The sequence below is a fragment of the Vibrio sp. 2CM40D genome, assembly GCF_023161825.1.
Classification (GTDB): domain Bacteria; phylum Pseudomonadota; class Gammaproteobacteria; order Enterobacterales; family Vibrionaceae; genus Vibrio; species Vibrio alginolyticus.
In genome coordinates this window covers 333,822-359,340 of record NZ_JALNTL010000005.1, presented here as the reverse complement: position 1 = coordinate 359,340, position 25,519 = coordinate 333,822, and the positions used below count along the sequence as shown (strand labels likewise).

General features: G+C 41.2%; 20 protein-coding genes. 10 read left to right on the top strand and 10 right to left on the bottom strand.

Annotation, left to right across the window (positions count from 1 at the left end):
* Window positions 1-78: 78 nt before the first annotated feature.
* Entirely contained in the window at window positions 79-402 is a 324-nt protein-coding gene (locus MTF70_RS14040) for a hypothetical protein (RefSeq protein WP_017634402.1), read from the bottom strand.
* Window positions 403-716: 314 nt separating this feature from the next.
* Between MTF70_RS14040 and MTF70_RS14035 the strand changes: the two genes are divergently transcribed.
* The 3 genes from MTF70_RS14035 (at window position 717) to MTF70_RS14025 (ending at window position 2,644) form a co-directional block, all read left to right on the top strand.
* A complete protein-coding gene (locus MTF70_RS14035; RefSeq protein WP_140331584.1) occupies window positions 717-1,220 on the top strand; it encodes an Hcp family type VI secretion system effector in 504 nt (167 codons plus the stop codon).
* The gene (locus MTF70_RS14030) at window positions 1,217-2,002 is read left to right on the top strand and encodes a DUF4225 domain-containing protein (protein ID WP_158173645.1); all 786 of its coding nucleotides are present in this window, start codon (window positions 1,217-1,219) and stop codon (window positions 2,000-2,002) included. The genes MTF70_RS14035 and MTF70_RS14030 overlap by 4 nt, the downstream gene beginning before the upstream one ends.
* Window positions 2,003-2,386: 384 nt before the next feature.
* On the top strand, window positions 2,387-2,644 hold the full coding sequence (locus MTF70_RS14025; RefSeq protein WP_248394060.1) for a hypothetical protein: 258 nt from the start codon (window positions 2,387-2,389) through the stop codon (window positions 2,642-2,644).
* 60 nt (window positions 2,645-2,704) lie between these two features.
* Here MTF70_RS14025 and MTF70_RS14020 read toward each other — a convergent pair whose 3' ends face one another.
* The 4 genes from MTF70_RS14020 to MTF70_RS14005 all read right to left on the bottom strand — a co-directional run bounded on the left by MTF70_RS14020 (window position 2,705) and on the right by MTF70_RS14005 (window position 5,507).
* Window positions 2,705-3,475: a hypothetical protein gene (locus MTF70_RS14020; RefSeq protein WP_248394058.1), complete on the bottom strand. Its 771-nt coding sequence runs from the start codon at window positions 3,473-3,475 to the stop codon at window positions 2,705-2,707.
* A gap of 183 nt (window positions 3,476-3,658) precedes the next feature.
* Window positions 3,659-3,859 carry an AlpA family phage regulatory protein gene (locus MTF70_RS14015; protein WP_158173642.1) on the bottom strand — a complete coding sequence of 67 codons (201 nt, stop codon included), beginning with the start codon at window positions 3,857-3,859 and terminating at the stop codon, window positions 3,659-3,661.
* A gap of 195 nt (window positions 3,860-4,054) precedes the next feature.
* A complete protein-coding gene (locus tag MTF70_RS14010) occupies window positions 4,055-5,323 on the bottom strand; it encodes a VapE domain-containing protein (protein ID WP_213906566.1) in 1,269 nt (422 codons plus the stop codon).
* The gene (locus MTF70_RS14005) at window positions 5,307-5,507 is read right to left on the bottom strand and encodes an AlpA family phage regulatory protein (RefSeq protein ID WP_213906567.1); all 201 of its coding nucleotides are present in this window, start codon (window positions 5,505-5,507) and stop codon (window positions 5,307-5,309) included. The genes MTF70_RS14010 and MTF70_RS14005 overlap by 17 nt, the downstream gene beginning before the upstream one ends.
* Window positions 5,508-6,070: 563 nt before the next feature.
* On the opposite strand from MTF70_RS14005, the gene MTF70_RS14000 reads away from it, so the two are divergent.
* The gene (locus MTF70_RS14000) at window positions 6,071-7,918 is read left to right on the top strand and encodes a KAP family NTPase (RefSeq protein ID WP_248394056.1); all 1,848 of its coding nucleotides are present in this window, start codon (window positions 6,071-6,073) and stop codon (window positions 7,916-7,918) included.
* A gap of 339 nt (window positions 7,919-8,257) precedes the next feature.
* Here the strand turns inward: MTF70_RS14000 and MTF70_RS13995 are convergent, their stop codons facing one another.
* The 3 genes from MTF70_RS13995 to MTF70_RS13985 form a co-directional block, all read right to left on the bottom strand.
* The gene (locus MTF70_RS13995; protein ID WP_248394054.1) at window positions 8,258-10,348 is read right to left on the bottom strand and encodes a UvrD-helicase domain-containing protein; all 2,091 of its coding nucleotides are present in this window, start codon (window positions 10,346-10,348) and stop codon (window positions 8,258-8,260) included.
* A gap of 4 nt (window positions 10,349-10,352) precedes the next feature.
* Window positions 10,353-12,710, bottom strand: a complete 2,358-nt coding sequence (locus MTF70_RS13990; protein ID WP_248394052.1) for an AAA family ATPase — start codon at window positions 12,708-12,710, stop codon at window positions 10,353-10,355.
* 336 nt (window positions 12,711-13,046) lie between these two features.
* Window positions 13,047-14,342: a site-specific integrase gene (locus tag MTF70_RS13985; protein ID WP_017633489.1), complete on the bottom strand. Its 1,296-nt coding sequence runs from the start codon at window positions 14,340-14,342 to the stop codon at window positions 13,047-13,049.
* Window positions 14,343-14,837: 495 nt separating this feature from the next.
* Here MTF70_RS13985 and MTF70_RS13980 point away from each other — a divergent pair, with 495 nt between their 5' ends.
* A complete protein-coding gene (locus tag MTF70_RS13980; protein ID WP_054576655.1) occupies window positions 14,838-15,641 on the top strand; it encodes a MetQ/NlpA family ABC transporter substrate-binding protein in 804 nt (267 codons plus the stop codon).
* Window positions 15,642-15,735: 94 nt separating this feature from the next.
* Here the strand turns inward: MTF70_RS13980 and MTF70_RS13975 are convergent, their stop codons facing one another.
* Both MTF70_RS13975 and MTF70_RS13970 read right to left on the bottom strand, forming a co-directional pair.
* Window positions 15,736-16,011, bottom strand: a complete 276-nt coding sequence (locus MTF70_RS13975; protein ID WP_005383040.1) for a hypothetical protein — start codon at window positions 16,009-16,011, stop codon at window positions 15,736-15,738.
* A gap of 223 nt (window positions 16,012-16,234) precedes the next feature.
* A complete protein-coding gene (locus tag MTF70_RS13970; protein WP_005379714.1) occupies window positions 16,235-16,954 on the bottom strand; it encodes an SIMPL domain-containing protein in 720 nt (239 codons plus the stop codon).
* 233 nt (window positions 16,955-17,187) lie between these two features.
* On the opposite strand from MTF70_RS13970, the gene MTF70_RS13965 reads away from it, so the two are divergent.
* The 5 genes from MTF70_RS13965 to dhaR all read left to right on the top strand — a co-directional run bounded on the left by MTF70_RS13965 (window position 17,188) and on the right by dhaR (window position 25,448).
* The gene (locus tag MTF70_RS13965) at window positions 17,188-18,939 is read left to right on the top strand and encodes a GNAT family N-acyltransferase (RefSeq protein ID WP_205461425.1); all 1,752 of its coding nucleotides are present in this window, start codon (window positions 17,188-17,190) and stop codon (window positions 18,937-18,939) included.
* A 608-nt stretch (window positions 18,940-19,547) separates the two neighbouring features.
* Window positions 19,548-21,500 (top strand): PTS mannitol transporter subunit IICBA, encoded by a 1,953-nt coding sequence (locus MTF70_RS13960; protein ID WP_005379710.1) that lies wholly within the window; start codon window positions 19,548-19,550, stop codon window positions 21,498-21,500.
* A gap of 111 nt (window positions 21,501-21,611) precedes the next feature.
* Window positions 21,612-22,760, top strand: a complete 1,149-nt coding sequence (locus MTF70_RS13955) for a mannitol-1-phosphate 5-dehydrogenase (protein ID WP_005379709.1) — start codon at window positions 21,612-21,614, stop codon at window positions 22,758-22,760.
* An 86-nt stretch (window positions 22,761-22,846) separates the two neighbouring features.
* Window positions 22,847-23,377: an MltR family transcriptional regulator gene (locus MTF70_RS13950; protein WP_025768381.1), complete on the top strand. Its 531-nt coding sequence runs from the start codon at window positions 22,847-22,849 to the stop codon at window positions 23,375-23,377.
* A 145-nt stretch (window positions 23,378-23,522) separates the two neighbouring features.
* Window positions 23,523-25,448 (top strand): dihydroxyacetone kinase operon transcriptional regulator DhaR, encoded by a 1,926-nt coding sequence (dhaR, locus tag MTF70_RS13945; RefSeq protein WP_025768380.1) that lies wholly within the window; start codon window positions 23,523-23,525, stop codon window positions 25,446-25,448.
* Window positions 25,449-25,519: the final 71 nt, after the last annotated feature.

Below are 25,519 nucleotides of genomic sequence, written 5' to 3'. Positions count from 1 at the left end.
AATATAGAAAAAATAAGGTGATGCGCTCGTGGTATACCTCCTGTCACTACCTATTTCACAGCTAGTGACAGGAGGGCTTTAACGTGCGTTCTTTATGCTGTTGAGCAGTGGTTCTTTGATATTATCGATACATAGAACAGCTTCTTGCAAAGACGACTCAAGGCGTGGATCAAAGTAACCATACTGAACGAATATCTGACGTTTGATGTCATCTGGAGATTTCAAGTAATTGATTATATTTTCATCTGTAAGCTTAAATGGTGGCTCTTGGATTAACATGGCCGTAATTGCTTTAGCCATGACGGCGCGATGCTGCAAGTCCAAACTCGTGACAGCATCTCTAAACATACCTTCTATGTCTTCCATGTAGCGCTTCCAAATAAATTCGTCCATCTGCACCATACATCCCCCTTTACGTTGTTTTGTTCGCACTGCGAACATTCACTTACAGTATCACTATAAGCGAATCAGAAAATCTTAATGTGAACAAAGCCAAGAGCAATGAATAAAATGTAATGAAGATGCTCTTCTAAGCAGTAATTAGGTTAATACTAAGGCCTGACTAAAGAATGCTGCTGACCTTCACGAATTTGATAATACCTGCTTTTAGAGCGTCTTCACGGACATTTCAACTAATAAGAACATCGATATGCAAGGTGACCCACTTAGTTTAGTTTGCTAGCATTTTTTGCACGTTTAAGATTCAGGAAAAACCAATGAGTACAAAAGCTTACCTATCCATAGAGAGCATCATGAGTGGTTGTCTATCAACAGGCTGCAATACTTTCTATTCTATGGGAAACAGCTATCAGCTAGGTCATGAGGATGAGATTACCGTCCTATCTTTCTCTCATTCGATTGCACACGATAGCCGCTCGATCCATGCTCCAATTCAAATTGTTAAGAAAATTGATAAATCTTCACCAGTATTGGCTCAAGCGTGCTCCGATGGGGAAGAGTTAAAATGCCGCCTGACTTTTTATAGGCCAAATCATAAAGGTGGGGATGAGCTTTTTTATGAGATAACGTTGAGTGGTGCCCTAATTAGGTCAGTTTCATCTCATATGCCACATGTCGTCGACTTCAACGAAAGCGAGATGACAGAAACTGTCGCTATTTCATACAGGGATATTAACTGGCGTCATGTTGGAGCAAACACTGCTGCTTTTGCATCTTGGATACAGCCACTTTCCGAACTTAAGGAAAAAGCAACCCAATGAGCAATATTCCTACGCACATAGAAGAAGACGAAGTAAGAGTTGCAGTTAGAGGTTTGCTTCGTCAAGCTAACATGTACAGCATGAGTCACTTGCAAGACCCAACCGTCCAACATCAATTTCGGGAAGAATATCGTTTTCTTGGTCAATGCCTATTGAATGATTACAGAGATGGGATTCTAGTAGGGAGCAAAATTGTTCGTCTGGTAAAGCAAGAACGACAAAGCTTGATTGATCAAGCTCTTGAACTGGGCAAATATGGTATTGGTCTTATAGCTGGAGTAGGACAATTATCTGCTGGATATGGTATCTGTGTTACAAGCTCTGTTTTTTCTATAGCTGGCGCGTCTTGGTGCAGTGGCGTTGGTACTCCAATGATTACTCACGGGGGAAACAACATTTATGAAAACTCATACAATATAACTGGTAATATCGTTCAGAACTGGAAAGGGCGATATACCGGCGATTATGGTGACAATAATAGCTTTATACGAAAAGGATATCACTTAGCAGCAGAACAGATGGGAATGGCACCGAGAGATGGTGATGCCGCATACGCTGCCGTAGATATCGCAACAAGCTTATATGGATTAAAAAGCACTTTAAAGGCCGTCCCACATGCGAACGTGCCGAATGCTCGCCAATTTAAACTTTTTTACTACTCATCTAAAGATTTTTCGAAAGGGTGGAGAACAATGTCTAGTGGTGCATTACTCAACGAAACGTTTGGTAATTATAATACTATGGAAGGTGCGATCTCCCCCTACCTTGAAGAGGGCCAATAATGTCAGTAGTGCAATACGCATTCATTAGTCTAATTGGACTAGGAACAAGTCACTTTTTGTCAGAGCGTTACAGAAAAAAAAATACTAATATAAGATTTATTTTATATGTTGCTGCGGCATGTGCATTTGGCCATCAGCACTACAGCATTTTGTTTGAAAAAACCATTGTCGACAATTGGTTATTCTTCATTAATTCTAACTCCGAAACTGTATCAGACTCTCTGAGGTTTATGAGTTTTGTTTTCCTAGTGTCCACTACTGCTACATTACCACCATCTAAGTTTAGCAAGCTCTTTAATCACTTCTCTCGTCGTGATTGATTAAAGCGCTTCACAAAGTTCGGAAGCCTTATCTATAATTTGAAAGGCAATGTGAGGACGGAACATGGAAGATAAAAAAGCCCTCAGCCCACTATCAATACTCAGCATGACTTGTATTTCACTAATCGAAAGCATCATTTTAATTCTAGACGCCTCAAGAGATAGTGAAGATAGTGAAGATAGTGAGCATATCAGCTTTGACGATGGGCTATCAGACAACATCTACTTTGATGACATCGGATGTGAGTTCGAGCGGGATTTAGAGGGTAAGTTGAGGAATAGGATTACAGAAAAACGACATAGAGATAATTCAGATTGGTAGCTGGGGAAAAGTGACTCAACATTTACTGTACATTAAGTCACTTCATTCTAATTATATGCTTCAGTCAAGTGTATTTGTTTGGTGATAAGAGAAAGACCATAACCAATCGCCAGCTTCCACTTCATCTAAAGGCACTGGCTCTTGGTTTAAGCCAAAGATCATCAATTTACTGCTTCTTCCATCTACACTATGAACCAGTTTAAGGTCAACAAGCTCAACTTTCCCATTAAATCTGCAAACGTAGTAAGAGCCTTCATTTGTAGGTTGGCTCATAAACCAAGGTGAGCGCTCTGGTCCTACTGCACTAAAGCAATGGATATTCCTAGCAAAGTTAAATACCGCCTCAACGAGCTCCGGTTTACTAAATTCAGACGTAATCTCTACATCATGGGCAAGTTGAAATGGAGATATGCTCCAACCATAACGATTAAAGCTATCAACAAAAAAATCGATTAAGTTATCAGCATTATCTCTTAAGGCATCCATGTAATCATCTAGATAGAATCCAGGCTCATCAAACAATGAGAGGTCCACATATCTAAATACTTTAACCCCCATAACTGACTTAGCCCAATCTAAAGCGGTGCTAAGGTTCAAAAACTGCTTTGTGTCCTTACCGTAATCAACTATTACACAACCAATGTCTTCTATCACAGAACAGAGAGCATTATCATGATTTAACGGAGTCATTGGAGATAAATACTCCTCATAATAACCAAACAACACATTTCTCATGTCAACATGACAAGACATAGCTATACTTGTTTGGTTGCAATATTTAACTGATGCAGAATCAAACTGCTTGCTCCAATTACGCTTAATACTATTCATATTTCCTTCCTTCTGGTGAATGAGAAGCGAACAACCCCTCAATGTCAGAAAGAATGTTAAAGCCGATGAAGTTAAATATTTTTTTTAAGCTAACGATTACTGCATTTATCCCAACAAGTGGGATTAACGTTCGCAGTGCGAACAAAAAGCGAGGCTCATAGCCTCGCTTACACTTAAATAACTTTAATTGTAATCTTCAAAATACTGTTCTTGAGTAACCAACCAATCAACAAAATCTCTTTCTCGCCACCCCAAACAGCGTCCGTTGATTTGAATTGGTTTAGGAAAGCACTTGTCTTTGGCCCACCAACGCCAGATCGTCCTCGGACTGCGACCTAGTGAGTCTGAAACTTCTTTAAGGGACATAATTCGGTCTCTTGCCATGAACATCCTCCTTTTTTCATTTGATGACTGAACCAGTATCTTTGATAAAAAGAGGTGTAACGGTTTTAAGAGGTCGATTGATTGAATTGATAACAATGTTCGCAGTGCGAACGGTATACACTTGGTTTTTCTCAATTTACTTCACTTACTCCACTTTAAGTGAGGTAAGTGAAGTAAAGTTATAAACATACAATCTCAGAAATGTGGACGATAGCTGCTTGGAAACAAATACAGCCTGTAGCCATCTTTGTAACGAGTTTCAATTTTCCCCTCATCAGCTAATCGCTGTAGAGCTCTGCCGACATGAGCAACATAGTTACATGGTATGCCTAAGATCTGGCTAATTTGGCCAGGTGCAAGCCATTCAGTCTGGCTTCGATTATCATCAGCCTCCATTGATATTCGCTCCTGAAGCATTTTATACCAACGCCCTTTATCCAAATATTTATCTGATACCGTATCAACCAGAGCCTGCTCGTCCATTGACAGTACCCAAGGCTCACCAGCTTCATACATGTGCTTGACCTCCAACCAAAACTGCCGCAATGACTCGGGCTCTTCTTGGCGAAGGCTGCCAGTTCCGTTGTATTGCCACCCGAGAATCCGATTCACAGTAGTCATATCAATGGGTTCATTTAGTTCAATTACACCAAACCGAGTATTACCCGTTCTGTCCTTCAAGAAATCTTGGCCGTTTACCGTCGCTATCAAAAGCGTTTGCCTCGGTTTTTTGAGGTCGGTACGCGCATAGGGCAACCTGATTGTGTCTGCCTCTTGGGATATAAATGCTTTCAGCTGACCTTGACTGTGCTTTGTTGAAGACTCCAGTTCACCGAGTTCAACAATCCATGACTTAATAATAGGTAACACGCTATCTTTACAACGAGGATCTAAAGCCCGACCTCCAAGAAATGCCCCTTGTACGATGTCACCTATTCTTGATAAGAAAGCAGTTTTTCTAAAAGACTGCTTACTCTGAAGCACTGGCACTAACTTACTACTAAACCGAGGCTCGTACAGCGCCGCAATACAACCAACAAGCCACCTCCGCATAATTAGCTCCGTAACTTCAGGTCTCTTAGAACGGATGCACCCAATAACTTTTTTCACTCGTTCGACGCCATCCCATTTAGAGTCAGCCAGATACAAAACAATAGGGTGATATGAACGCTCTTTTGCCAAAACATGTAGATGATCACCAATTGCTGCTTTTGGTACATCGAATCTTGCACATTCGCTTATCAGCTTACTCATTAACACCTCATATTCCATAACCTTACCGTTATGGATCACTTCTATCTCAGTGTTCATCGCATTTAAGTAAGGGATATACCCTTTGTGCTCTAACAGTACCCTTAGGTTGTCATCTGTATTCAGAATAAGCTTCTTAAGCCCTTCCTTTTTCTTGTCTGGAAAATCGAGTTGATGCTCGCTCGGCTGACTTTTATCACTTGCTGCTGTCACTTTTCCCCCCTTGATTCTCCATCCAGTTATCTAGCTCAGACTCTCGCCACCCAAGGCAGCGTCCATTAATCAGAATGGGTTTCGGAAATGTTTTCTCTTTTGCCCACCATCGCCAAATAGTTTTGGGAGTTCGTCCTAAGGCTTCTGAGACCTCTTTCAAGGACATGATTCGGTCATGTGTCATCAACTTTCTCCTTATCTCATCAAATGACAGGAGTTAGTATCTTGGAAAAAAAAGGAGGGAACGGTTTTAGGAGGCCGATTGCTTTAATTGTTCTTGTCAACAAACTGCAACCAGAGAAAACTGCTCGCAGTGCGAACAGAAGATGAAACTCGGAGCCAAAAGATTTGCTAATAAAAAGTTTGTCGTGATCGACTCAGGCTCCTTCTGGACATAAATTAATTTAGGGTTTCAGTAGCGCTTTCGCTTTCGGATAACTCTTAGTATTGCAAAACGCAATCAGGCTCCCCTTACAGCAGTACTTTAGATAGAAGAAATTGGACAAAACTGTGTTAGAAATGACTTAATAGTTTCTTGAAAGCCGGGCTAAAACGGGATAACGAAAACTAACTAGAAAAAGCAAGACATACCCCATTTGTTGCTCTTAATTAAACGTGGAATAAGCCTACCCCTATTTCTGACATGCCGAAATAACCAGCATACAGACTCAGCAAGTGATTAATTAGCGGTCATATGAACTAGTTAGATAAGATACACTAGATAAAACTAATTTATTGTGAATAACCATGACAAACAAAGCAACACAACAGATTATTGAGCAACTAAAGGACTCTAGTCACCCTCCAATCATTCTGCTTGATGGGGCTTGGGGGATTGGAAAGACTCACTTAATCTATAATGAACTATGCCCACTAATTGAATCCAATCCTCAAGAATTTGGTGATTATCATTACGTTTCAGCTTTCGGTATCAAAAACGTCACTGAGTTCCAAGATCAGATAGTCTCACTGTACATATCTAACCAAGAGGAAGGCTCTAAGTATCTAGATGGTTTAACTCGTCTCAGTGGTAAGCTCGCACGAATGTGTGGTGCTGATGCTAGTGAAGCAGGAGTAATTCAAGGTGTCATATCTGGCACTACTGGTTTTCTGCGCCAAAAAGCGATCCAAAACATGAAAGATATCACTCTTGTAGTCGATGACTTGGAGCGATTGACAGATGAAAAGCTAATAGCAGACATCATGGGAACCTGCTTACGATTTGCCGAGCACAACAAAATCAAGATTATTGCCGTCGCAAACGCAACTGCATTTAAAGATAAAACCAAAGTTGAAAAATCTTTCAGTGACGTAATCAAACTCACTAGAACGACTGAAGAACTGCGTACCATTATTTCTGATATTTACGATGGAATGCTGGATGTTGTGGTGGAACACACGTTTTTTCAAACTATTAACCATGCACAAATGCATAAATTAGATATCAATAACTTACGAGTACTTCAACGAGCCGTAAACCGAACCATTAAACTAATGAATAGAATTAATCTTATCGAAGGGGTCAATGAAAAACTCTGTGCCGAAAGGTTAACTCAACATATTGTTCTTATTACACTCTATAGCTACGTTAACAAACTAGATCTCGACGCCTTTGTATCAATACTTGAGAGTGCTCAAAAATGGCAATCACACCGATTGGCAGCAGCGGTAGCAAGCCGTAGTGGAAGTCCAAATGAGGGGGAAGAACTCACCAAAGATGAGCTGCAACAAAAAGCTTTGTTCGACCAACTGACTTCGCTGCTTAACGGATTAGCCTTTAGCGATACTTTAGCTGAATATTGCTTTACTAACCTCATACCAGAACTGAGTGATGAAGAGTTTATTGAACGATTCCAACTACCAAGACTAGCGAAACCAATAGATATTTTCAAAACACACACCTTTTATAGTTTTACTTCTGAAGAAGAGTTCGAGGAAGGTATTACACAGCTGGTAGATCTACTCTTCACTACGCCCAATGTGAATTGGTCAGATTGGATAACATGTTGTGATACATACCTATTTATGCACGAGCGAGGGTATTTTGAAGACGCTAATATCGATGAGCTTTCCAAGAGGCTTGAAGAAAGAGTTTTAGAAGATGGCGTTATTGATCTGGATACGGTAAACCATTCCCGTTTTCCTAACAGAGGCTACTCATCAAATCAAATCAGCACGACTAATTTTAAGAAGGCCATCGATGAAGTAAACCAGCGTTCTAAAACTAAACAGAGAGAAGCTATTACAGACAGCTTCCTAAAAGATTGGCGATATACCATCTATAAGCCTCAAAGTTACATTGAAAATCAGGCATTTTTCCATAGCATCGATAACGAACGACTTGCTGAAGCTATTGCTCAATGGAGTGCGATGGAAATAGCGGAGTTCATAGGCTTTATGAGACAGAGATACCGTATAGTTAATGACCGAGAAAAAGCTCATCTAGAACTACCTGCTTTACTCCAGCTTTCAAAACAATTGAACCTAAAGCGCGAATATATGTCAGGGCGGCTAAAAAAAGGGGTTATCAAAGAGCTAATAGATGAGCTTAATTCCGCTGTCACCACCATTGAGACAAGACAAGAACAGAAATAACTTGTATTAGCTGCTTGACCAGCGGCTAGTCGTAACACGTTTTGGGGCAGAAACGTGCTAGAGCGGTTCGGCCTAGCACGAGTATGGACAAAAGTTTGTCAGTGACTTTACTAAATTAGTAAATCATTAATAACTACAGGTATGGAAAGTCGCTTTGACCCGCCCCCAATAACTAAGCTGAATCAGGAAAAAAACTCAATAAGGAAGTTCCTCTATTGAGTATTACTCAAGTAAAAAACTGGATGGTTTTAGTTATATGAGAAAGACAACTCTAACACCTTGAAGTACAAGTAACCCGACATGACTATTTATTATTAAATAATCATGCCTGACTAAGAATTAGACCTCTGGCCAAGGTTTGCTTTCGCCAAAGATAGTGTTAATACCACTCTCAATGTCCGATATATCATCCAAGTAGAGCACTCTGAGATTTTTTATCGCTCTCGAGCAAGCAACATAGAGCAAATTTTGTGTATTAATATGATTTTCTTCAGTCACGGAATCAGGGAATAAATGTTCTTTTTTTATTGCATCCTGTTGTACAGCATTAAAATAGTTTTTAAATTTATCTTTATTCTTTTTACCAAAGCTATGCTCTAGGATGATGGCAACATTCTTATACTCTTCTCCCTTAGTGCCATGATAAGTATGATAGGTAATATCATCGACTTCGATACCATCAATAAAGTTAACCCAATTTATTAATGATGTAATTTGTAAATCTAAAACGCTATCCACTTTCTCTTTAGCTTTGTCATCATCTGAACCTTCATTCATTAGAACGTTAATACTTCCTAACAATGTTGAACGAAATGCATCAGCAGAAGCAACGTTATCATTCTCATAATTAACTCTATTAATCAGAGCTTTACCTAGTGCATCTTTAGATTCGACTTTTCCAAGTAGCTCAATGACTAGATCAACCCAATCTCTGAATGATTCAATGCTTTCATTGTTTAATTCACGAATAACCAAGCTCGCCTTTGAAAAGGAAAGATTCTTACTTGATGCACCAAAAATATCATAGTAAGAAACCTCTCCCTGCTGTATATCTTGATAAAGCTTAATAAGATGGTAGATAGTCAAGACCGTTGGATTAAGCTTCTCTAATTGATGAGATAAAACTTGGGTATTTAAGTCATTATAGTAAATAGTTGACTTGCTATACACATCATACACTCTCTCAAATCCATTAAAGCTTGCCATGAGTCGGTTCGTTAAGACTAGGCAATGGATCTTAGCATCATCGGCAGCTGTATAGCCTTCTTCCTTACTAGCTTTAGCTAAATCACTTTTATATTCAGCAATAAATTGCTTTGCTGTCCCTAACTTATCCTCAGAGTTATTATAATAAAAGCGTACAGAACCATCATTTCTGTCATCAAAGATAGGCTTTTGAATTATTTCGTCATTACGAATTTTATTCGCCACATCAATGACTTGCTGGTGTGAGCGACGATTAAATATCTTTTTGACATCATAGAGACCATCATGAAGCGCTGTGATATTTTTCCCAACCCCGTCCTCATAGATACACTGTGCAGTATCACCGAAGTAACCAACCATCCATTCTTTATTGTTTTTAATCGCATAGTCATGAATGGTTTTGACGAACTTAACCACGTTTCTATGTGTATCCTGATACTCATCAATAAAGAAATAAGGGTAACTATCAATAATAATGCGACATAGAGTAGGATATGTTTCAACGAGTTTCAGTCCATACTCAAGTAGAGTATCATGACTAAACTTCATACGATGCAACCTATCTGTATTTACCTTGCTATCATAATTAACACGCTCTTCTTTTCCATCACCAATTTCTTTCAAACATTTATCAAGGCTATAATTCTTATACAGCAGCCCAACAACATATTTAAAGTTTACAACATTACTTAGGCATTCATTAAGAAAATCTGGCTTTTTTATTTCAGTATTATTTATATAAGCCTCTTTAAAAGGAGTAGCCGCTAATTTATTTGACTGATAGAAAAGTTCTTTAGTTTGTATGGCAAAATCAATAAACTCTTGTTGCTTTAACATATCAAGGGCGTTAAAGAACTTTGCTTTCTTAGAACTATATAGCTCTTGGATGTTTTTATTTATAACCTCCTCTATTTTTTCTTTATGACATTTCAAAAGCTGAGGCTGAGCTCTTTTTATTAATTCCCATAACCTTTCGTGAATAGTTGAAACATGTACCACCTCTGTATTTCCAAGTCGACTCTTAATCTCATTAACCGCAACATTGGTATAAGTGATACAGACCACTTTTTGCGGACTTTGGGTAGCTGAAATCTTATTGATGGTAACGTATTTTAATGTTTCTATCAGTGCATAGGTTTTACCCGCACCAGCACCTGCATTGAAACGAAAGCTATTAAAGCCATCGATATATTTATAGATTCTTTTCTGAGTATCAATTTCCATAATCTCATTTGGCATCATCGGTTATGACCTCCGCATCATCTAATCTCATATTTTCAGCTTCCATATCACCCCCTGCTTCCACTTGATTTAAGGAAAGCATATCATTCACTTGAAGATTTCTTACAAGCCACTCTAAACCATCTTCTAGGTAGTTTGGTAAATTAGGCAAATCATCACTATTTTCTGAAGATAGAATTCTGAAAATTAACTTATTAGAGAAATCACTTTTACTGTCCGATAATTTCTTCTGTAGTTTGTATGAGTTATGGATTAAGTTTTCTCGTAAGTCTTTACGACTGTCGTCAGACTTTAGAATTTGATTATAGATTTTTGGCCTACAGTCTTTTATCACATCATTAATAATATCGTTTTTATAATTCGTTAAAATGAGTGCTTCTTCTAGGCTAGTTGCATACTGTCCCTCAATAGGATCTTTTTGAAATACCACATAAATATTATTATTATCAACGAACTTTATATCATTAAGAATTTCTTTTTCACTATCAGACTTTCCTGCAAACTCTTTATTTATGAGTTTAATCGTTGAGTTGGTTGTTATACGGCCATCAAGACTAGTAATTTGTGTGTAAGTTGGCTTGATATTTTCAGGCTTTCTATCGCAGCGGGTACCATAGCTATTAGTTAGCGTGCCATTAGAATATATTCCATGTCCACATCGATTACATTTATCATATTTCTCATGCTTTTCGTTCTTCTCACACTTTTCCCGTTTGATATCTAAGTCGGTCACAATCAAACTAGGAATACTTAGTTTTTTCGCCAATGGTAGATACAATTTACCATGAGCACCATTTATATTAAAAACAGAAATATAGTAATTACTTAGAATTGAGTGGTTTTCCAAATGGTAATTTAGTAAGGTTTCTTCTGTAACTCCTTCAACAAATATAATAGCGTCAGAGAAGAATAACTCAGAAACTTTGTACTTTATATGCTTCTTTAAGAAGTTAAGCTTTTCATTGGCATCACTATCTTCACTAGAAACCACCGCATCATCTGTCAGATTAACGACTTTTGTACATTTATTGATTGAAGTTAAATAGTTAAGATTATTGAAAGTATTACTGCTATGAATCTTACTGTTAACAATATGAGAAGAGTGAGTTGTTATCGCTATCTGACACTGTAGTGTTTTTTTACCTTTTGAGGCGGAATTTGCGATATCTAATGCTTTTATTACCGCATTATCAATACGCTTAATAAAGAACTCTTGCATCTGAGGGTGCATAAACGCTTCTGGCTCTTCAATGAAGAGTAAATTAATGTGACTAAAGTGGCTTTTGTCTTCATAACTATCTACAAAGTGGATGATTTCACCAATAATGTTTAGTAGATTTATATAGCCTAATCCAAACTGATCTTCAGGGATGTAATCTTTGCCATCCATAAAGTTGTATTTAATTAGCCCTTTCATTACGGCATCGTAAGTAACATTGCCCGATAGACTAAGATCAACCTTGTTTGAGCTTTCTACTTTTCCCAAGACTTGAGAAATATTTTTACTTTTAGAGCTCACATCTCCAGATATCAGTGTATTTATCGACTCTATGCTTTTTTCTAAAGCAGAGCGAGAGCTATTATCATGAGAGAACTGAAAGGCAACTATTTTGTTAAAGACGCTGCTTAGTACATCCTCTTTAAGGTGGCGATTGGCTTTGATTTCTTTAATATTAATCAGTTTTTTAAGGGAAAATTTCTCTGTTGTGTCTCCAAGAGAATCTACGAATGCAATTTGATAAAGGTTCCCCTCTGTTTGAATAACACTAGTCTCTTTTGAAAGCAATGCGTAAAACTTCTCAAACCAATGACTAGTTTCATCTTCTAAGTGACTAGTATTAAAAATCTTACTTGCTTCTTCTTTAAATGTAGATTCCTCGCTAAGTACTACCTTAACTATGATGCAAACGCTAACAGGCTCACCATCACCTTTTTCACTAATTGAGATAAAAGGTGCAAGATGAGTCATTAGGTCTTCATCATTAAAGTCCACTTTAACCTTCAAGGTGAATTCTAAGTTTGGCGTTTCTAATCCTTTAAATTTTGTAGCATTATCCGCTTCAAAAGCTTGTTTGTACTGGTTGAACACGTCATTTAAGTAGGAAAGGTTAAAGTCTGATGCCGAGGGTTGTTCATTATTGCATAGCATCTTTAAGGCATTGACGACGGTAGTTTTACCTGCATTATTCTTACCGATAATTAAGGTTGTTGAAGGAGCAATCACTGACCTTGATTGATTTCCTTCAGAACTCATATCTATAACTTCAGGCTTAACAAAGCATACTGTGTTATCTGTAGAACGAAATTTTCGGTAATTCTTTATGGTTAGACTTTCTAAATGCATGATATTTACTTCCAATAATGATTGACGCCCCCCAGAAGAACCAAACTATGTGAGGCCAAATGCATAACGGTATGCCATTCTAGCAGTATGTGGTCTCCATGAAAATGGATTAGGTTTAGCTGGGCAAACGTACATAAACAACATGTGAATGAGTTAAAGATCTAACGCATAAAGGGGCACTTCTGAGTTACGGAGTGCCAACTGTGAAAGTTCTGGACATAATCGAGTGAGAATCAATTGAGCATGAAATCGTAAGACGTTATTTACAACTCTACGATACATCAATAAAAAGAAACAAAATAATGCAGCGTTAGCAGTGCGAACATCAATCCCACTTCACCAAAGACTAACCACGTTTGAATCTGTTTCCTCTGCTCTAGATAACTTGCTTTCCCATAACTCCAAAGCATAACGCTTCTCAGCCAAATATTCGTATCTATCGTAATGTTTTGAGCTAACGTCGTTTAGAGCATGGTTTTGTAGCCTGTCTCTCAATGCCTTACTTACCCCAATCTCTCCCATCAATGTTTTACAAGTTCGACGTAAATCCCTAGGGATAAAATACTCAAATTGCGGGTGATCATCTCTATAACGAGCAATGACTTGGCTCAATGAATCTAAGCGAACGTGGTCATTGTCATCTTTATGATGCGGGAAAATAAATGGACTAGCTGAGTTGCTTTCTCTGAGCCTTTCTAAGATAGACATCGCTGATTCAGTTAAAGGGACCAAGTGGCTACGCTTGTTTTTCGAAAGGTCCGGAGTGACAAGTAACGTTCGTTCATCCCAATTGATTGCCGTCCATTTTGATGCTGCAATCTCATAAGGTCTTTGTCCACCAGTATGAATACAAAGAAGAATAAGGCATCGCATCATTTCTGAGGATCGAACTCCTTCTATATCAAATTCAATATCATGCATAAACTGATGTAATTCCGTGAACGTTAGATAGCGCTCCCCTACTCGTTCTGCATCTTTTTGTTTTGGTATAGAAGATACTGGATTAAAGACGAGACCAAACTTAGCGTCTCTCAAGTAATTCGCAGGATCATTGTCATGTGAAAGGCCATAATTAAATGCGGCATGAAGGTAGCTTCTGACTCGATTGCTTTGTGTAGCGGCACCACGTTGTATCATGTGAGCTAATATCGTAACGATATTAGACGTCGTCACATCACAAGCCTTTGTTTCTTTGGAGATAAATGGATAAACCTCTTTCTCCAGTGACCGATAAACGTTTTGATAAGTCCGCTTCCCCTCTTTTTTCATTTGGTTTACATAACTTTGAAACAGCAACTCTAAGCTTCCCTTGCTCTCCTCCTCTCTTCGAGCTACTTCACGCTTTTTCTCTGCGTTGGCTAATTCAAATTTAGGATCGAGTCCCTGCTTTAACATTAAGCCCAGTTTATGCGCCTCTTTCCGCGCATCAACAAGACTGAGCGCCGGAAATCGCCCTAACTGAATAAAGAGACGTTTACCCTCGCGGTAGTAGCGAAAGACAAACCCTTTATTTCCACTAGCAAACACCTTCACTCCAAGACGTCCAGCGCCTTTAGTTCGGTCATCATCCCAAACGTAATACGCATTACTTTTAGGCTTTAAACCCACAATTTCTTTTTGCGTAATTGCCATAACAGTTCCTTTGTTGCGCAACTACACCCAAAGTTAAATTGGGTGTAGTTGTGGGTGTAGTTAGGAGGTCTCTTAATGACAGTTTGTGAGATATCACAAGATAAGGCAAGTCAAACAACTCACAATTTATCAATAATTTAAACACAATTTGAGATAACATGGAATTTGATAAAACAAATATTATCACGACTCATAATCGATTGGTCCGCAGTTCAAGTCTGCGAGGGGCCACCATATTTCGAAAGGCGTAGCAGGTTAATACCTACTACGCCTTTTTTGTATCTTATATCTTTGGGTACAGTTTCGGTTGCGGTAACTCGTCACTAACCTCGTAATAGCTTTTCTTCTTCCCCTCTTCTTTAACTATTATCTGGCTTTCTATACGAGCAATAGAAACAAAATGTCTGCTCGTGATTTAAACCATTGACCCTCAGACAACTTCTGATAGGATGGACATATAAACGTATGGACGTCTAAAACAAAAATGGAGCTACAATGAAAAATATTGGTCACTTAAAGAAACTAGCTTTGATTCTCACGGCAGTAGTCGGCTTAAGCGCTTGTGGAGAAAAAGATGACTCTGTCATTAAAGTGGGCGCGACAGTTGGACCACATGCACAAGTAGTCGAGGCGGTAGCGAAGGAGGCAGCAAAGCAAGGTTTGAATGTCGAAGTCATTGAGTTTTCTGACTACGTGACACCTAATGCCGCTCTTAGCGATGGTAGCATCGATATTAATAGCTATCAGCACCAGCCATTTTTAGACAACTTCAACAGTAGCCATAACGCCCAATTAGTATCAATTGGTCAGTCCATTCTTATGCGTATGGGGCTTTATTCCAATAAGTATCGCTCACTGCAAGAGCTTCCAAACAATGCACGTATAGCGCTTCCAAATGACCCTACCAACGGTGGCCGTGGTCTGTTGCTACTCGCCGATGCAGGTTTAATTGAGCTGAAACAGGGTGTTGGCCATAAAGCCGCCCTAACTGATATCACAAAAAACGCAAAATCATTTGAATTTGTCGAGGTAGATGCCGCTCAGCTACCAAGAACATTAGATGATGTGGACGCGGCTGCGATTACAATGAACTACGTAATGTCTTCTGGTTTAGATCCGAAGAAACAAAGTATCTATCTTGAAGCAAAAGACGCCCCATTAGCAGTCATGGTCATCGCCACTCGTGACGCAGACAAAAATAATGAAGCGTATAAAAAGTTCGTTTCTATTTATCAATCTCAAGCGATTCGTGATTATCTCGATCGCACTTTCAAAGGCACAATCGAAGCAGCTTTTTAATCAATAAAGCAGCGAATACTTTGCCCACGAATCAGATAGAAAAGAGGCTAATGTTTTCTCATAGCCTCTTCTTTTCATTACTCACTAAATCGACTCATTGTCGACTTTCAGCCTCTAACTTCATTGCCAAATAAGCTTGGTCAGCAGAAACCAATTCAGGACGGTTAATCAACTTCCAGAGGAAGTATGGTGGGATTAAAAATACGATGAAGTAGAGAGATTCATGGAAGAAAACATCGGCTATCGTTTGCTGATGCTCCCAAAGTGCCGTCAGTGCGAAGAGCTCTAACATCACGCCTAATACGCCAAAGACGACAGAGACAACAATCGCTAAACCCAGTAGTTCTCTAATAAAGTGCTTGTATGCCATGATACTAATTCCTTCTAGCAATAAGTCATACTAACTTACGCTCATAAGAAACAAGTGAGCTTGATTATTATCAAACTCACCTCATCACTGTTAAGAACTTAGTTTTATAAAAAAGTACTTGTATATAGCGTCAGCGAAGACTGATTTCCCTATCACAGAGCATAGATACCTCTACAAATAGAAGGTGATGGAACGACCAACTATTGACTATATGAGCGCAACTTTAATCAGATAAGTAATATTGAACCGTCGATACCACTCGTACTTTCTTAATGTAAGGCGTGTTGCTGTCTCGGTCATAAATCGAGAACTGCCCTTGAGTTGCACGTTTGATCTTACCCAGTGAACTCTGTGAGTCTTTCGCAAATTTCTCAGCCACTTCACGCGCATTCTTAGTCGCTTCTTCGATCATGTCTGGCTTCACATCATTCAGCTTAGTAAAGCTGTACTCAACACGATTTGCATAAGGATCTTGGTTAAGCAAAACGCCTTGCTTTCCTAGCTCACCTATTTCATTGATTGCCGCTCGAACAACATCAACACTCTGGCTATAAACCGTAACGGTTCGCGAGGCCAAATAACGATACTCAATGTCTTGCTCGCTCCCATATTGCTGTGCTTTTCTGTCAATGACCGCTGGGGAAGAAAGGGAAACGCTGGTTTCAGGAAGCCCTTTGGCACTTAGAAAGTCCAAAATCAAACGGGTTTGCTGGTCAATTTCATCAAACATGGCTCCCATATCATTACTCGCTAGAGTAAATTGAATCGGCCAAATCACCGTATCAGCAGGATACTCACGCTCCGACAAACCTTTTACTGTCACGACTCTTTCATAGGCTCGGTATTTCACCGCCGTCTGCTGCATAAAATAGCCAAGTATGCCAAGACCAAGTATCAAACTTAGCCCAATCCAAAGTGCTGCTTTATTGGAAACTCGTTCCATTATTTCCCCCTGATAAATATCAACTTAGCTTAATCTTTGTTCTAGATAAGATAGCCTATCTATTATTTTAAGAGGGAGACATAACGCGAGTTTTGATTCATAGCACAGTGATATACCGTTTTCTTTAGTCAATAAAGCTTCATTGGTTTGTCACCAAAGGCTCATGCTTTTGCCTCTTAACTGTCATCTGTAATTTCTACTATCCAATCAGCAACTTGTACGCTGAGGTAAATATGGATAGTTCAACCCCTTTTCGTCTCCCTCGTAAAACGCCGTTTGGCATTGGTGAAAACGTTGCTGAATGGGCAACCGGTTTAAACCAGCTTGATAAGTTCTACGCTCAACGCCCCGTTAATGCCGATACCAAAACTTTTCTCCGCTTCACGTTGGATATTTTAGGTATCGATTATCGCATTGCTCATGGTTCACTCGACTCAGTGCCTAAACAAGGTGCTACCGTCATTGTGGCGAACCACCCGCTTGGTTGTGTGGAAGGCGTCATCTTGGCCGAACTCTTGTTGATGGTACGAGACGATATCCAAATTCTAGCCAATCAATACCTGAAAACCGTACCAGAGTTAGATCAGCTCTTCATTGGTGTCGATGTGTTTGAAGGCAAAGACGCCGTCAAATCAAATATGAAGGCCCTCAGAGCGGCTAATAAACACCTCGCAAGTGGCGGCTTATTGCTTGTCTTTCCTGCCGGTGAGGTTTCCCAGTTAGTCGATGCCAAACAGCAACGCTTGGAAGACAAAGCGTGGAGTCGAAGCGTAAGTAGCCTGATCCGCAAAAACAAAGCAACGACAGTTCCAGTATTCATCAGTGGTCAGAACTCGAAACGCTTCTATATGGCAGGGAAAATCCATCCACTTTTGCGTACCCTAATGCTCGGGCGGGAGCTACTGAACAAACATGCACAAACCATCAACTTGTCTTTTGGCCAAGCGATTAAATTCAAAGAGCTCAACACACTTAACGATGATCAAGTGGTGAACTATTTGCGGCTCAACACTTACTTGCTCAATCGTGAAACCCAATCGGTGAAACCCTCTTCCTCATCAGAACGGCTCTCTCCAATAGCGGCAGGGTTACCCGTAGGCGAATTGCTTGAAGAGCTGAACAACTTACCAAAAGAATCCAAGCTGCTAACAAGTGGTGAGTTCGATGTCTACTGCACGGAGTCGCAGAATATCCCTTCCCTACTGCATGAAATTGGTCGCCTACGTGAGCTCAATTTTCGACAGGTTGGTGAAGGGACGGGACTAGCAATAGACATTGACCATTTCGATCATGATTACCTGCATCTGTTTGTGTGGGACAGAGAAAACCAATGCTTGGTGGGCGCGTATCGTTTAGGTCTGGTTGATCAACTGATTGAAAAGCGGGGTGTAGCAGGTCTTTATTCACGAACCTTGTTTAACTATGACCAACGCTTTATCGACCAAATGGGTAAATCCATCGAAATGGGGCGCTCAGTGATTGCGCAGCAATATCAAAAGAGCATGAGCGCGCTGCTGCTGCTGTGGAAAGGCATCGCAACCTTCGTGCATCAAAACCCAGATTACACTCACCTATTTGGTCCGGTAAGCATTAGCAACGACTATAGCGATACTGCACGCCAACTGTTGGCTCAATCAATGACACTGCACCACTACGACAACAATTGCGCAGAGTACGTCACACCTTCTAACCCACTTCCTGAGCACCACCGTGACTGGAACACCAGCATGCTCACTGCTCTGGGTGATTTACAGCTATTGTCACGTGTCATTGCCAGAATCGATGAAGGGAAAGGAGTGCCCGTTTTGCTGCGTCAGTACTTAAGCCTCAATGGCAAGCTGGTATGCTTCAACGTCGACCCTGCATTCAATAACGCTCTAGATGGATTGATTATGGTGGATTTGCGCGATGTTCAAGAAAAGACGTTGGCAAGGTATATGGGACGCGAGCAAGCTCATGACTACCTCGTCTATCATACTAAATAGCAACGATGATTAAGAACAGTGATTAAGTAGAGAGTTGGGAATCACAAGAAGAACCGTGTGGCGACTCTCTTTATTTACCCTTTCATCAACTAATTAGGCGTGCTCCGTGAAGTGCGCCGAAAAGACTCTTATAGATACAATCTATCGAAAGATCTAGATAGCATTTATCTCACCAATTCCGTCACAAACTTTCACAAAAAACAAAAACAGATCCAGGTCACACTTTAAATCCACCACAACTCAACACAAAACGTGACATTGATCATTACAAGTATTTAATTCGAATTTCAAAAAAAATCAAAAGTGATCAAAGTCACAAAGTATTTTGATTTTAAATTTGTCAGAAGATCGGATTGATCACTAATATTTTTATTGACAGATTTAAAAGTGGCTTTTTGTTATTAAGTTACAAGTTAATAAGTTGAACTTGGTCACTTAAAAACCGTTTCTCAGCCTAAGAAATGCGGGCGTAGATCACTAAAAACCCGTTGTCAGTTCCAATTGGAAAATGTGTGGTAAATTGATTGGGTACTAAGCAATCAAACAAACGGTTTTGGCGAACCGTTTACTACAACAAGATTCATCAGAACATCGAACGGGGAATTGTTATGATATCACCAGATGCCAAGATCAAGATACAAAATTTTGGTCGTTTTCTGTCAAACATGGTAATGCCAAACATCGGCGCGTTTATCGCGTGGGGCTTTATCACTGCTCTATTTATCCCAACGGGATGGCTACCAAACGAAACATTAGCCTCTATGGTTGGCCCAATGATTACCTACTTGCTGCCACTACTTATCGGTTACACCGGTGGTAAATTAGTTGGTGGCGATCGTGGTGCGGTAGTCGGTGCAATCACAACAATGGGTGTGATTGTAGGCACAGACATCCCAATGTTTATGGGCGCAATGATGGTCGGCCCAATGGGCGGCTGGGCTATCAAGAAATTCGATAACTACATCGATGGTAAAGTAAAAAGTGGCTTCGAGATGTTGGTTAACAACTTCTCTGCGGGCATCATCGGCATGCTATGTGCGATCCTTGCTTTCATCTTTATCGGTCCATTCGTAAAAATTCTTTCTGGTGGCTTGGCGGCAGGCGTTAACTTCCTAGTTTCTGCTCACCTACTACCACTGACTTCAATCTTCGTTGAGCCTGCGAAGATCCTTTTCCTAAACAATGCGATCAACCACGGTATTTTCTCTCCACTGGGTATCCAGCAAGCGTCTGAAACAGGTCAGTCGATCTTCTTCCTAATCGAAGCAAACCCAGGTCCTGGTCTTGGTATCCTGCTAGCTTACATGGTGTTTGGTAAAGGTACGGCTCGTCAAACGGCAGGTGGTGCATCAATCATCCACTTCTTCGGCGGTATCCACGAGATTTACTTCCCATACATCCTAATGAACCCTCGCCTAATCCTTGCGGCTATCGCAGGTGGTATGACTGGCGTATTCGTACTAACTATCTTTAACGCAGGTATCGTTTCTCCAGCATCACCAGGTTCAATCTTTGCAATCTTGTTGATGACTCAGAAAGGCTCAATCGTTGGTGTTCTGGCGTCTATCGCAGCGGCAACAGGCGTGTCATTCGCCGTAGCAGCACTGCTAATGAAGACACAAACGTCAACAGAAGAAGACGGTGATGAAGCAGCACTAGAGAAAGCAACATCACAAATGAAAGACATGAAATCTGCATCTAAAAACGATGCGGTGGTAAACAGCCAAAGCAAAGGTGACGTAGACCTAGCGACAGTACAAAGCATCATTGTCGCTTGTGATGCGGGCATGGGCTCGAGTGCAATGGGCGCGAGCATGCTACGCAAAAAGGTTCAAGACGCAGGTCTGAACATCCACGTAACCAACCTTGCCATTAACAGCTTACCAGAGAGTGCAGATATCGTGATTACTCATAAAGACTTAACGGATCGTGCACGTAAGCATGCTCCAAACGCACACCACATTTCATTGACTAACTTCCTAGACAGCGAAATGTACAACCAGCTAGTCACCAAACTACTAGCAGCACAAAACCAATCCGCAGCCAATGACGACCAAATGGTAAAAGTGTCGCTCGTGGCAGCAAACGACGACAACTTCGAGCCACAGCAAACGTCGGTGTTCCAAATCCAGCGTGAAAACATTCACCTAGGTTTGAAAGCTGCCAACAAAGAAGAAGCGATTCGCTTCGCGGGCAACAAGTTGGTCGAACTTGGCTACGCAGAACCAGAATACGTAGACGCGATGTTTGAGCGTGAAGCATTGGTTCCAACTTACCTAGGCGAATCTATCGCAGTGCCTCACGGCACGGTGGAAGCGAAAGACCGCGTGAAGAAAACCGGCATTGTAATCTGCCAATACCCATCGGGTATCCAATTTACTGAAGACGACGACGATGTTGCGAAACTGGTTATCGGCATTGCCGCTAAGAACGATGAGCACATCCAGGTGATTACCACCATTACGAACGCGCTCGATGAGCCGGAGGCAATTGAGAAGCTAACCAGCACCAACGATGTGGAAGAGATTCTAAACATCCTTGGCGGTCAACAAGCGGCTTAATTACCCCTTTAATTTGCTCCTGAGGCAAATGAGGTCAGCTGTCACCCCCTATGCGGTTGGCCTCCCCCTAGTTTCGTAAGTCAACATTTTAGACATTGGTAGGTAAGAATTATGAAAAACGCAGTTCATTTTGGCGCAGGTAACATTGGTCGTGGCTTCATCGGAAAACTCTTAGCAGATGCAGAAGTCGAGGTCACATTTGCAGACGTTGACGCTCCACTCGTCGACCAACTGAGTCACAAGCAAGAATACAAAGTAAAAGTGGTCGGTACTGAGTGCCAAATCGACACAGTAACTCACGTCACCGCGGTAAACTCAGCCAGTGAAGATGTCATTGACCGCATTGTAAAAACCGACTTGGTCACAACAGCGGTTGGCCCTAACGTACTGGACATCATTGCAAAAACCATCGCTACCGGCATTGCTAAGCGCTTTGCAGCAGGTAACGATAAGCCATTGAACATCATCGCGTGTGAAAACATGGTTCGTGGCACCACACACCTAAAAGGTGAAGTGTACAAACACTTGGATGAATCATTGCACGCGAAAGCAGACGAATTGGTTGGCTTTGTCGATTCAGCGGTAGACCGCATCGTGCCACCAGCAGAAGCAGCGAACGATGACCCACTAGAAGTGACGGTAGAGAGCTTTAGCGAATGGATTGTGGATGAGCAGCAATTCAAGGGCGAAATCCCTGACATAGCTGGCATGGAAAGAACCAACAACCTAATGGCATTCGTAGAACGCAAGCTATTCACTCTCAATACAGGCCACTGCATTACCGCTTACCTAGGTTGCTTGAAAGGCCATCGTACCATTCGTGAAGCAATTGAAGACCCAAGCATTCACGCTGAAGTAAAACAGGCGATGCAAGAGAGTGGTGAAGTGCTGATCAAACGTTACGGCTTCGACCGTGACATGCACAACGCCTACATCGAGAAGATTTTAGGACGCTTTGCCAACCCATACTTAGTGGATGAGGTGGATCGCGTAGGTCGTCAACCAATTCGAAAATTGGGTGCAAACGATAGATTAGTGAAGCCTTTACTCGGTACAATTGAGTATGGCACTGAAAATCAAACACTTTTGAAAGGCATTGCCGCTGCGTTGAAGTACACTAACGACACTGACCCACAAGCCGTAGAGCTACAAAACTCATTAAAAGAAGTGGGAGTGAAGAAGACGCTAGCGACATACACAGGTCTTGCAGAAGACAGCGATGAAGTGGCTCAAATCGAGACACTTTACAACCAACTTTGATTTACCTAGGGGAGCTTGGCTCCCCTTCTATGTCCTTCTCTGCTTGAAGAGTTGGGATAGCTAATAATTAGAAATGTATTCAGTATATGGCAGATAACATCAACGAAACCGAGATCATTGAGCGATTAAACAGCGCACCATCGGTACGAGGCTTTTTCATTGCAGCAGTCGACGTTTTTAACGATTCGATCGACGGGTTGGTGCAAAGAATCTTTCGTAAAGATAACTTCGCTGTTCAATCAGTTGTCGGTCCGCTGCTACAAGACTCTGGACCGCTGGGCGATCTGTCTGTTCGTTTGAAGTTATTGTTTGGCTTGGGAGTGCTCCCCGATGACATTTACCACGACATCGAAGACATCATCAAACTCAAAAACCAACTCAATAGTGACGCTTCAGATTACGAATTCACTGACCCGAATATTCTAGAACCAATTAAGAAACTGCACTTGGTGAAGAAAATGGGCATGGTACAACTGGAAGTCAGCGAACCAGATGACGACATCGACCTTGAGTTTTATCAGCTACAACTGCAACGTCAACAACAAATCATTAAGTCAGGGCTCTCACTTGCCATTGTCGAGATTTGCAATGAGCTCAGCAAAGACAGCCCTTTTTAATCGAAAAACTGGCACGGAAGCCTCCTCAACTCGCCCCTCTTTTTGCACATTCTTCTATACAACGTGCGTGAAAGCCATCACAGTCCATATTCCGATGTCTCTGTAACATCAGACCAATCTATCGCTAGTATTGAAACGGTATCGCATGCTTTCAATCGAAGACACTAAAACTAAGTGGGAGTTTTTCCAGAAACACCACTGGGTATCTCCAGAATTTTCCCGCACTCCCGTCCTCGAGTCGTGGGAGCGTTGCATAAAGCAATGCAGCCCTTACACCTGGTCAAAACCACATATTGCCTCTGGATTTACCTTCTCATCTCTAATGAAGCGCAACGAACATCTCATCGAATGCGCCACGACCGTACTTGAAGACACTTACGACATGCTAGGGGACGAAGACCTGGTATTGATGGTAACCGATGGCAACGGCTGTATTCTCTCTACCGTCGGGCACGACTCTATGCGACAAGAGATGCAAGCACTCGGCATAAAACAAGGCTGCTTTCTCTCCGAAGGAAAGATAGGCACAAATGCAGTCAATCTCTGTATCAATACTCATATCCCGTGTGAAGTTTTTGCTGCCGAACATTTCAATCGCCACTTGCACTCTTATGCCTCTGTAGCGGCGCCTGTTTTCGACCAATTTGGCAAATTACGCGGTACAACATGCCTTTTCAGAAAAGCGGAAAGCTATAAGAAAGAAGACTTAGTCATCATCGCGTCGAGCGCGAAAGAAGTCAGCTTGCAAATCCACATTCAGTCGGAACAAGAAAACATGAACCGCCTCACTTGTGCGCATAACGCAACGTTAGAGTGCATGGATGACGGCCTTCTGGCCTGGGATGAAGAGAGCCGTATAACCATGGTAAATCACCAGTCCGAGCGCTTGTTAAACATTGAAGCCAGTCAGGTCTTGGATAAAGAAGTCTTTTCTGTTTTGCGCTTCCCACCGAATGTCCTTACTAGTATTGAGTCAGGTGCGAGCATAAACCGTAAACTCACAACGGTAGAGGTTCGTGGCGAGTTTGTTGAAGCGATCATCACCTTGCGTCCACTCAATGACGGCACACACTTATTGTTCTTGCACCCTATCGATAAAATTCGCGAACTTGCTCAACAACAAATAGGTGGCAGTGCGCGCTATACGTTCAGCACTTTGCCTGTCATTTCACGAAAAATGAAGCATGTCATTACCGTGGCAAAACGGGCCATAAAGTCCAAATCACCGATTCTAATTACAGGTGAAGAAGGTGTAGGAAAAGCCACTCTCGCCATGGCGATTCATAACGAAAGCACCTACAAAGAAGGGCCATTCATTACGCTCAACTGTCGCTCTATCAATACAGAGCAACTGGTCAAAGAAACCCTAGGCTACGATGAAGGACAAGGCATGCCTTCAAAGTTTGAGCTCGCCCATGGCGGTACGCTCTTTTTAGAAAAGGTGGAATATCTGTCGCCCGATTTACAAGCCGTGCTACTTAAGTTGTTAAAAACTGGGCTCGTCAGCCGCAGCGACAGTTTGCGATTGATCCCCGTAGACTTTCAACTTATCACGAGCACCGCTTCAGAGATCAGCGAGTATGTCACTCAGCGCTCATTTGGTCGGCAACTTTATTATGAAATCTCCTCGAACGAGCTGCATATTCCACCACTACGAAAGCGTAAAGAAGACATTGAATTTCTCGTCCAGCAACTTATCAGCCATTATGAACGCCGCCACAATGTGACGATCTCGATAGAGCCAGTCGCACTGGAAGCGTTGATGAATTTTCGTTGGTCAGGCAACAACTCTGAATTAAGAAATCGAACTGAGCGAATTTTGCTTAACCGTAGTTCCAACTTAATCAAGCTGAACGATATTCCTGAAGACATTAAACTGAATTCTCGCCATACCGCAGAAAATACGCCAGTAATCACGTTAGAAGAAGCCGAGAGAAGAGCTATCGTTCAAGCTTGGAATCAGTGTGATGGCAAAATGCATGATATGGCGAAAGCATTGCAAATTGGCCGCACGACCTTATGGAGAAAAATTAATAAGTTTGGGCTACAGGAGCAAATGAAACTGTATTAAGCCAAGAAGTGGCGTTCCTATAACAAAAGTAAAACCGGCGTAAGCACGCCGGTATAGATGTAATAACGATA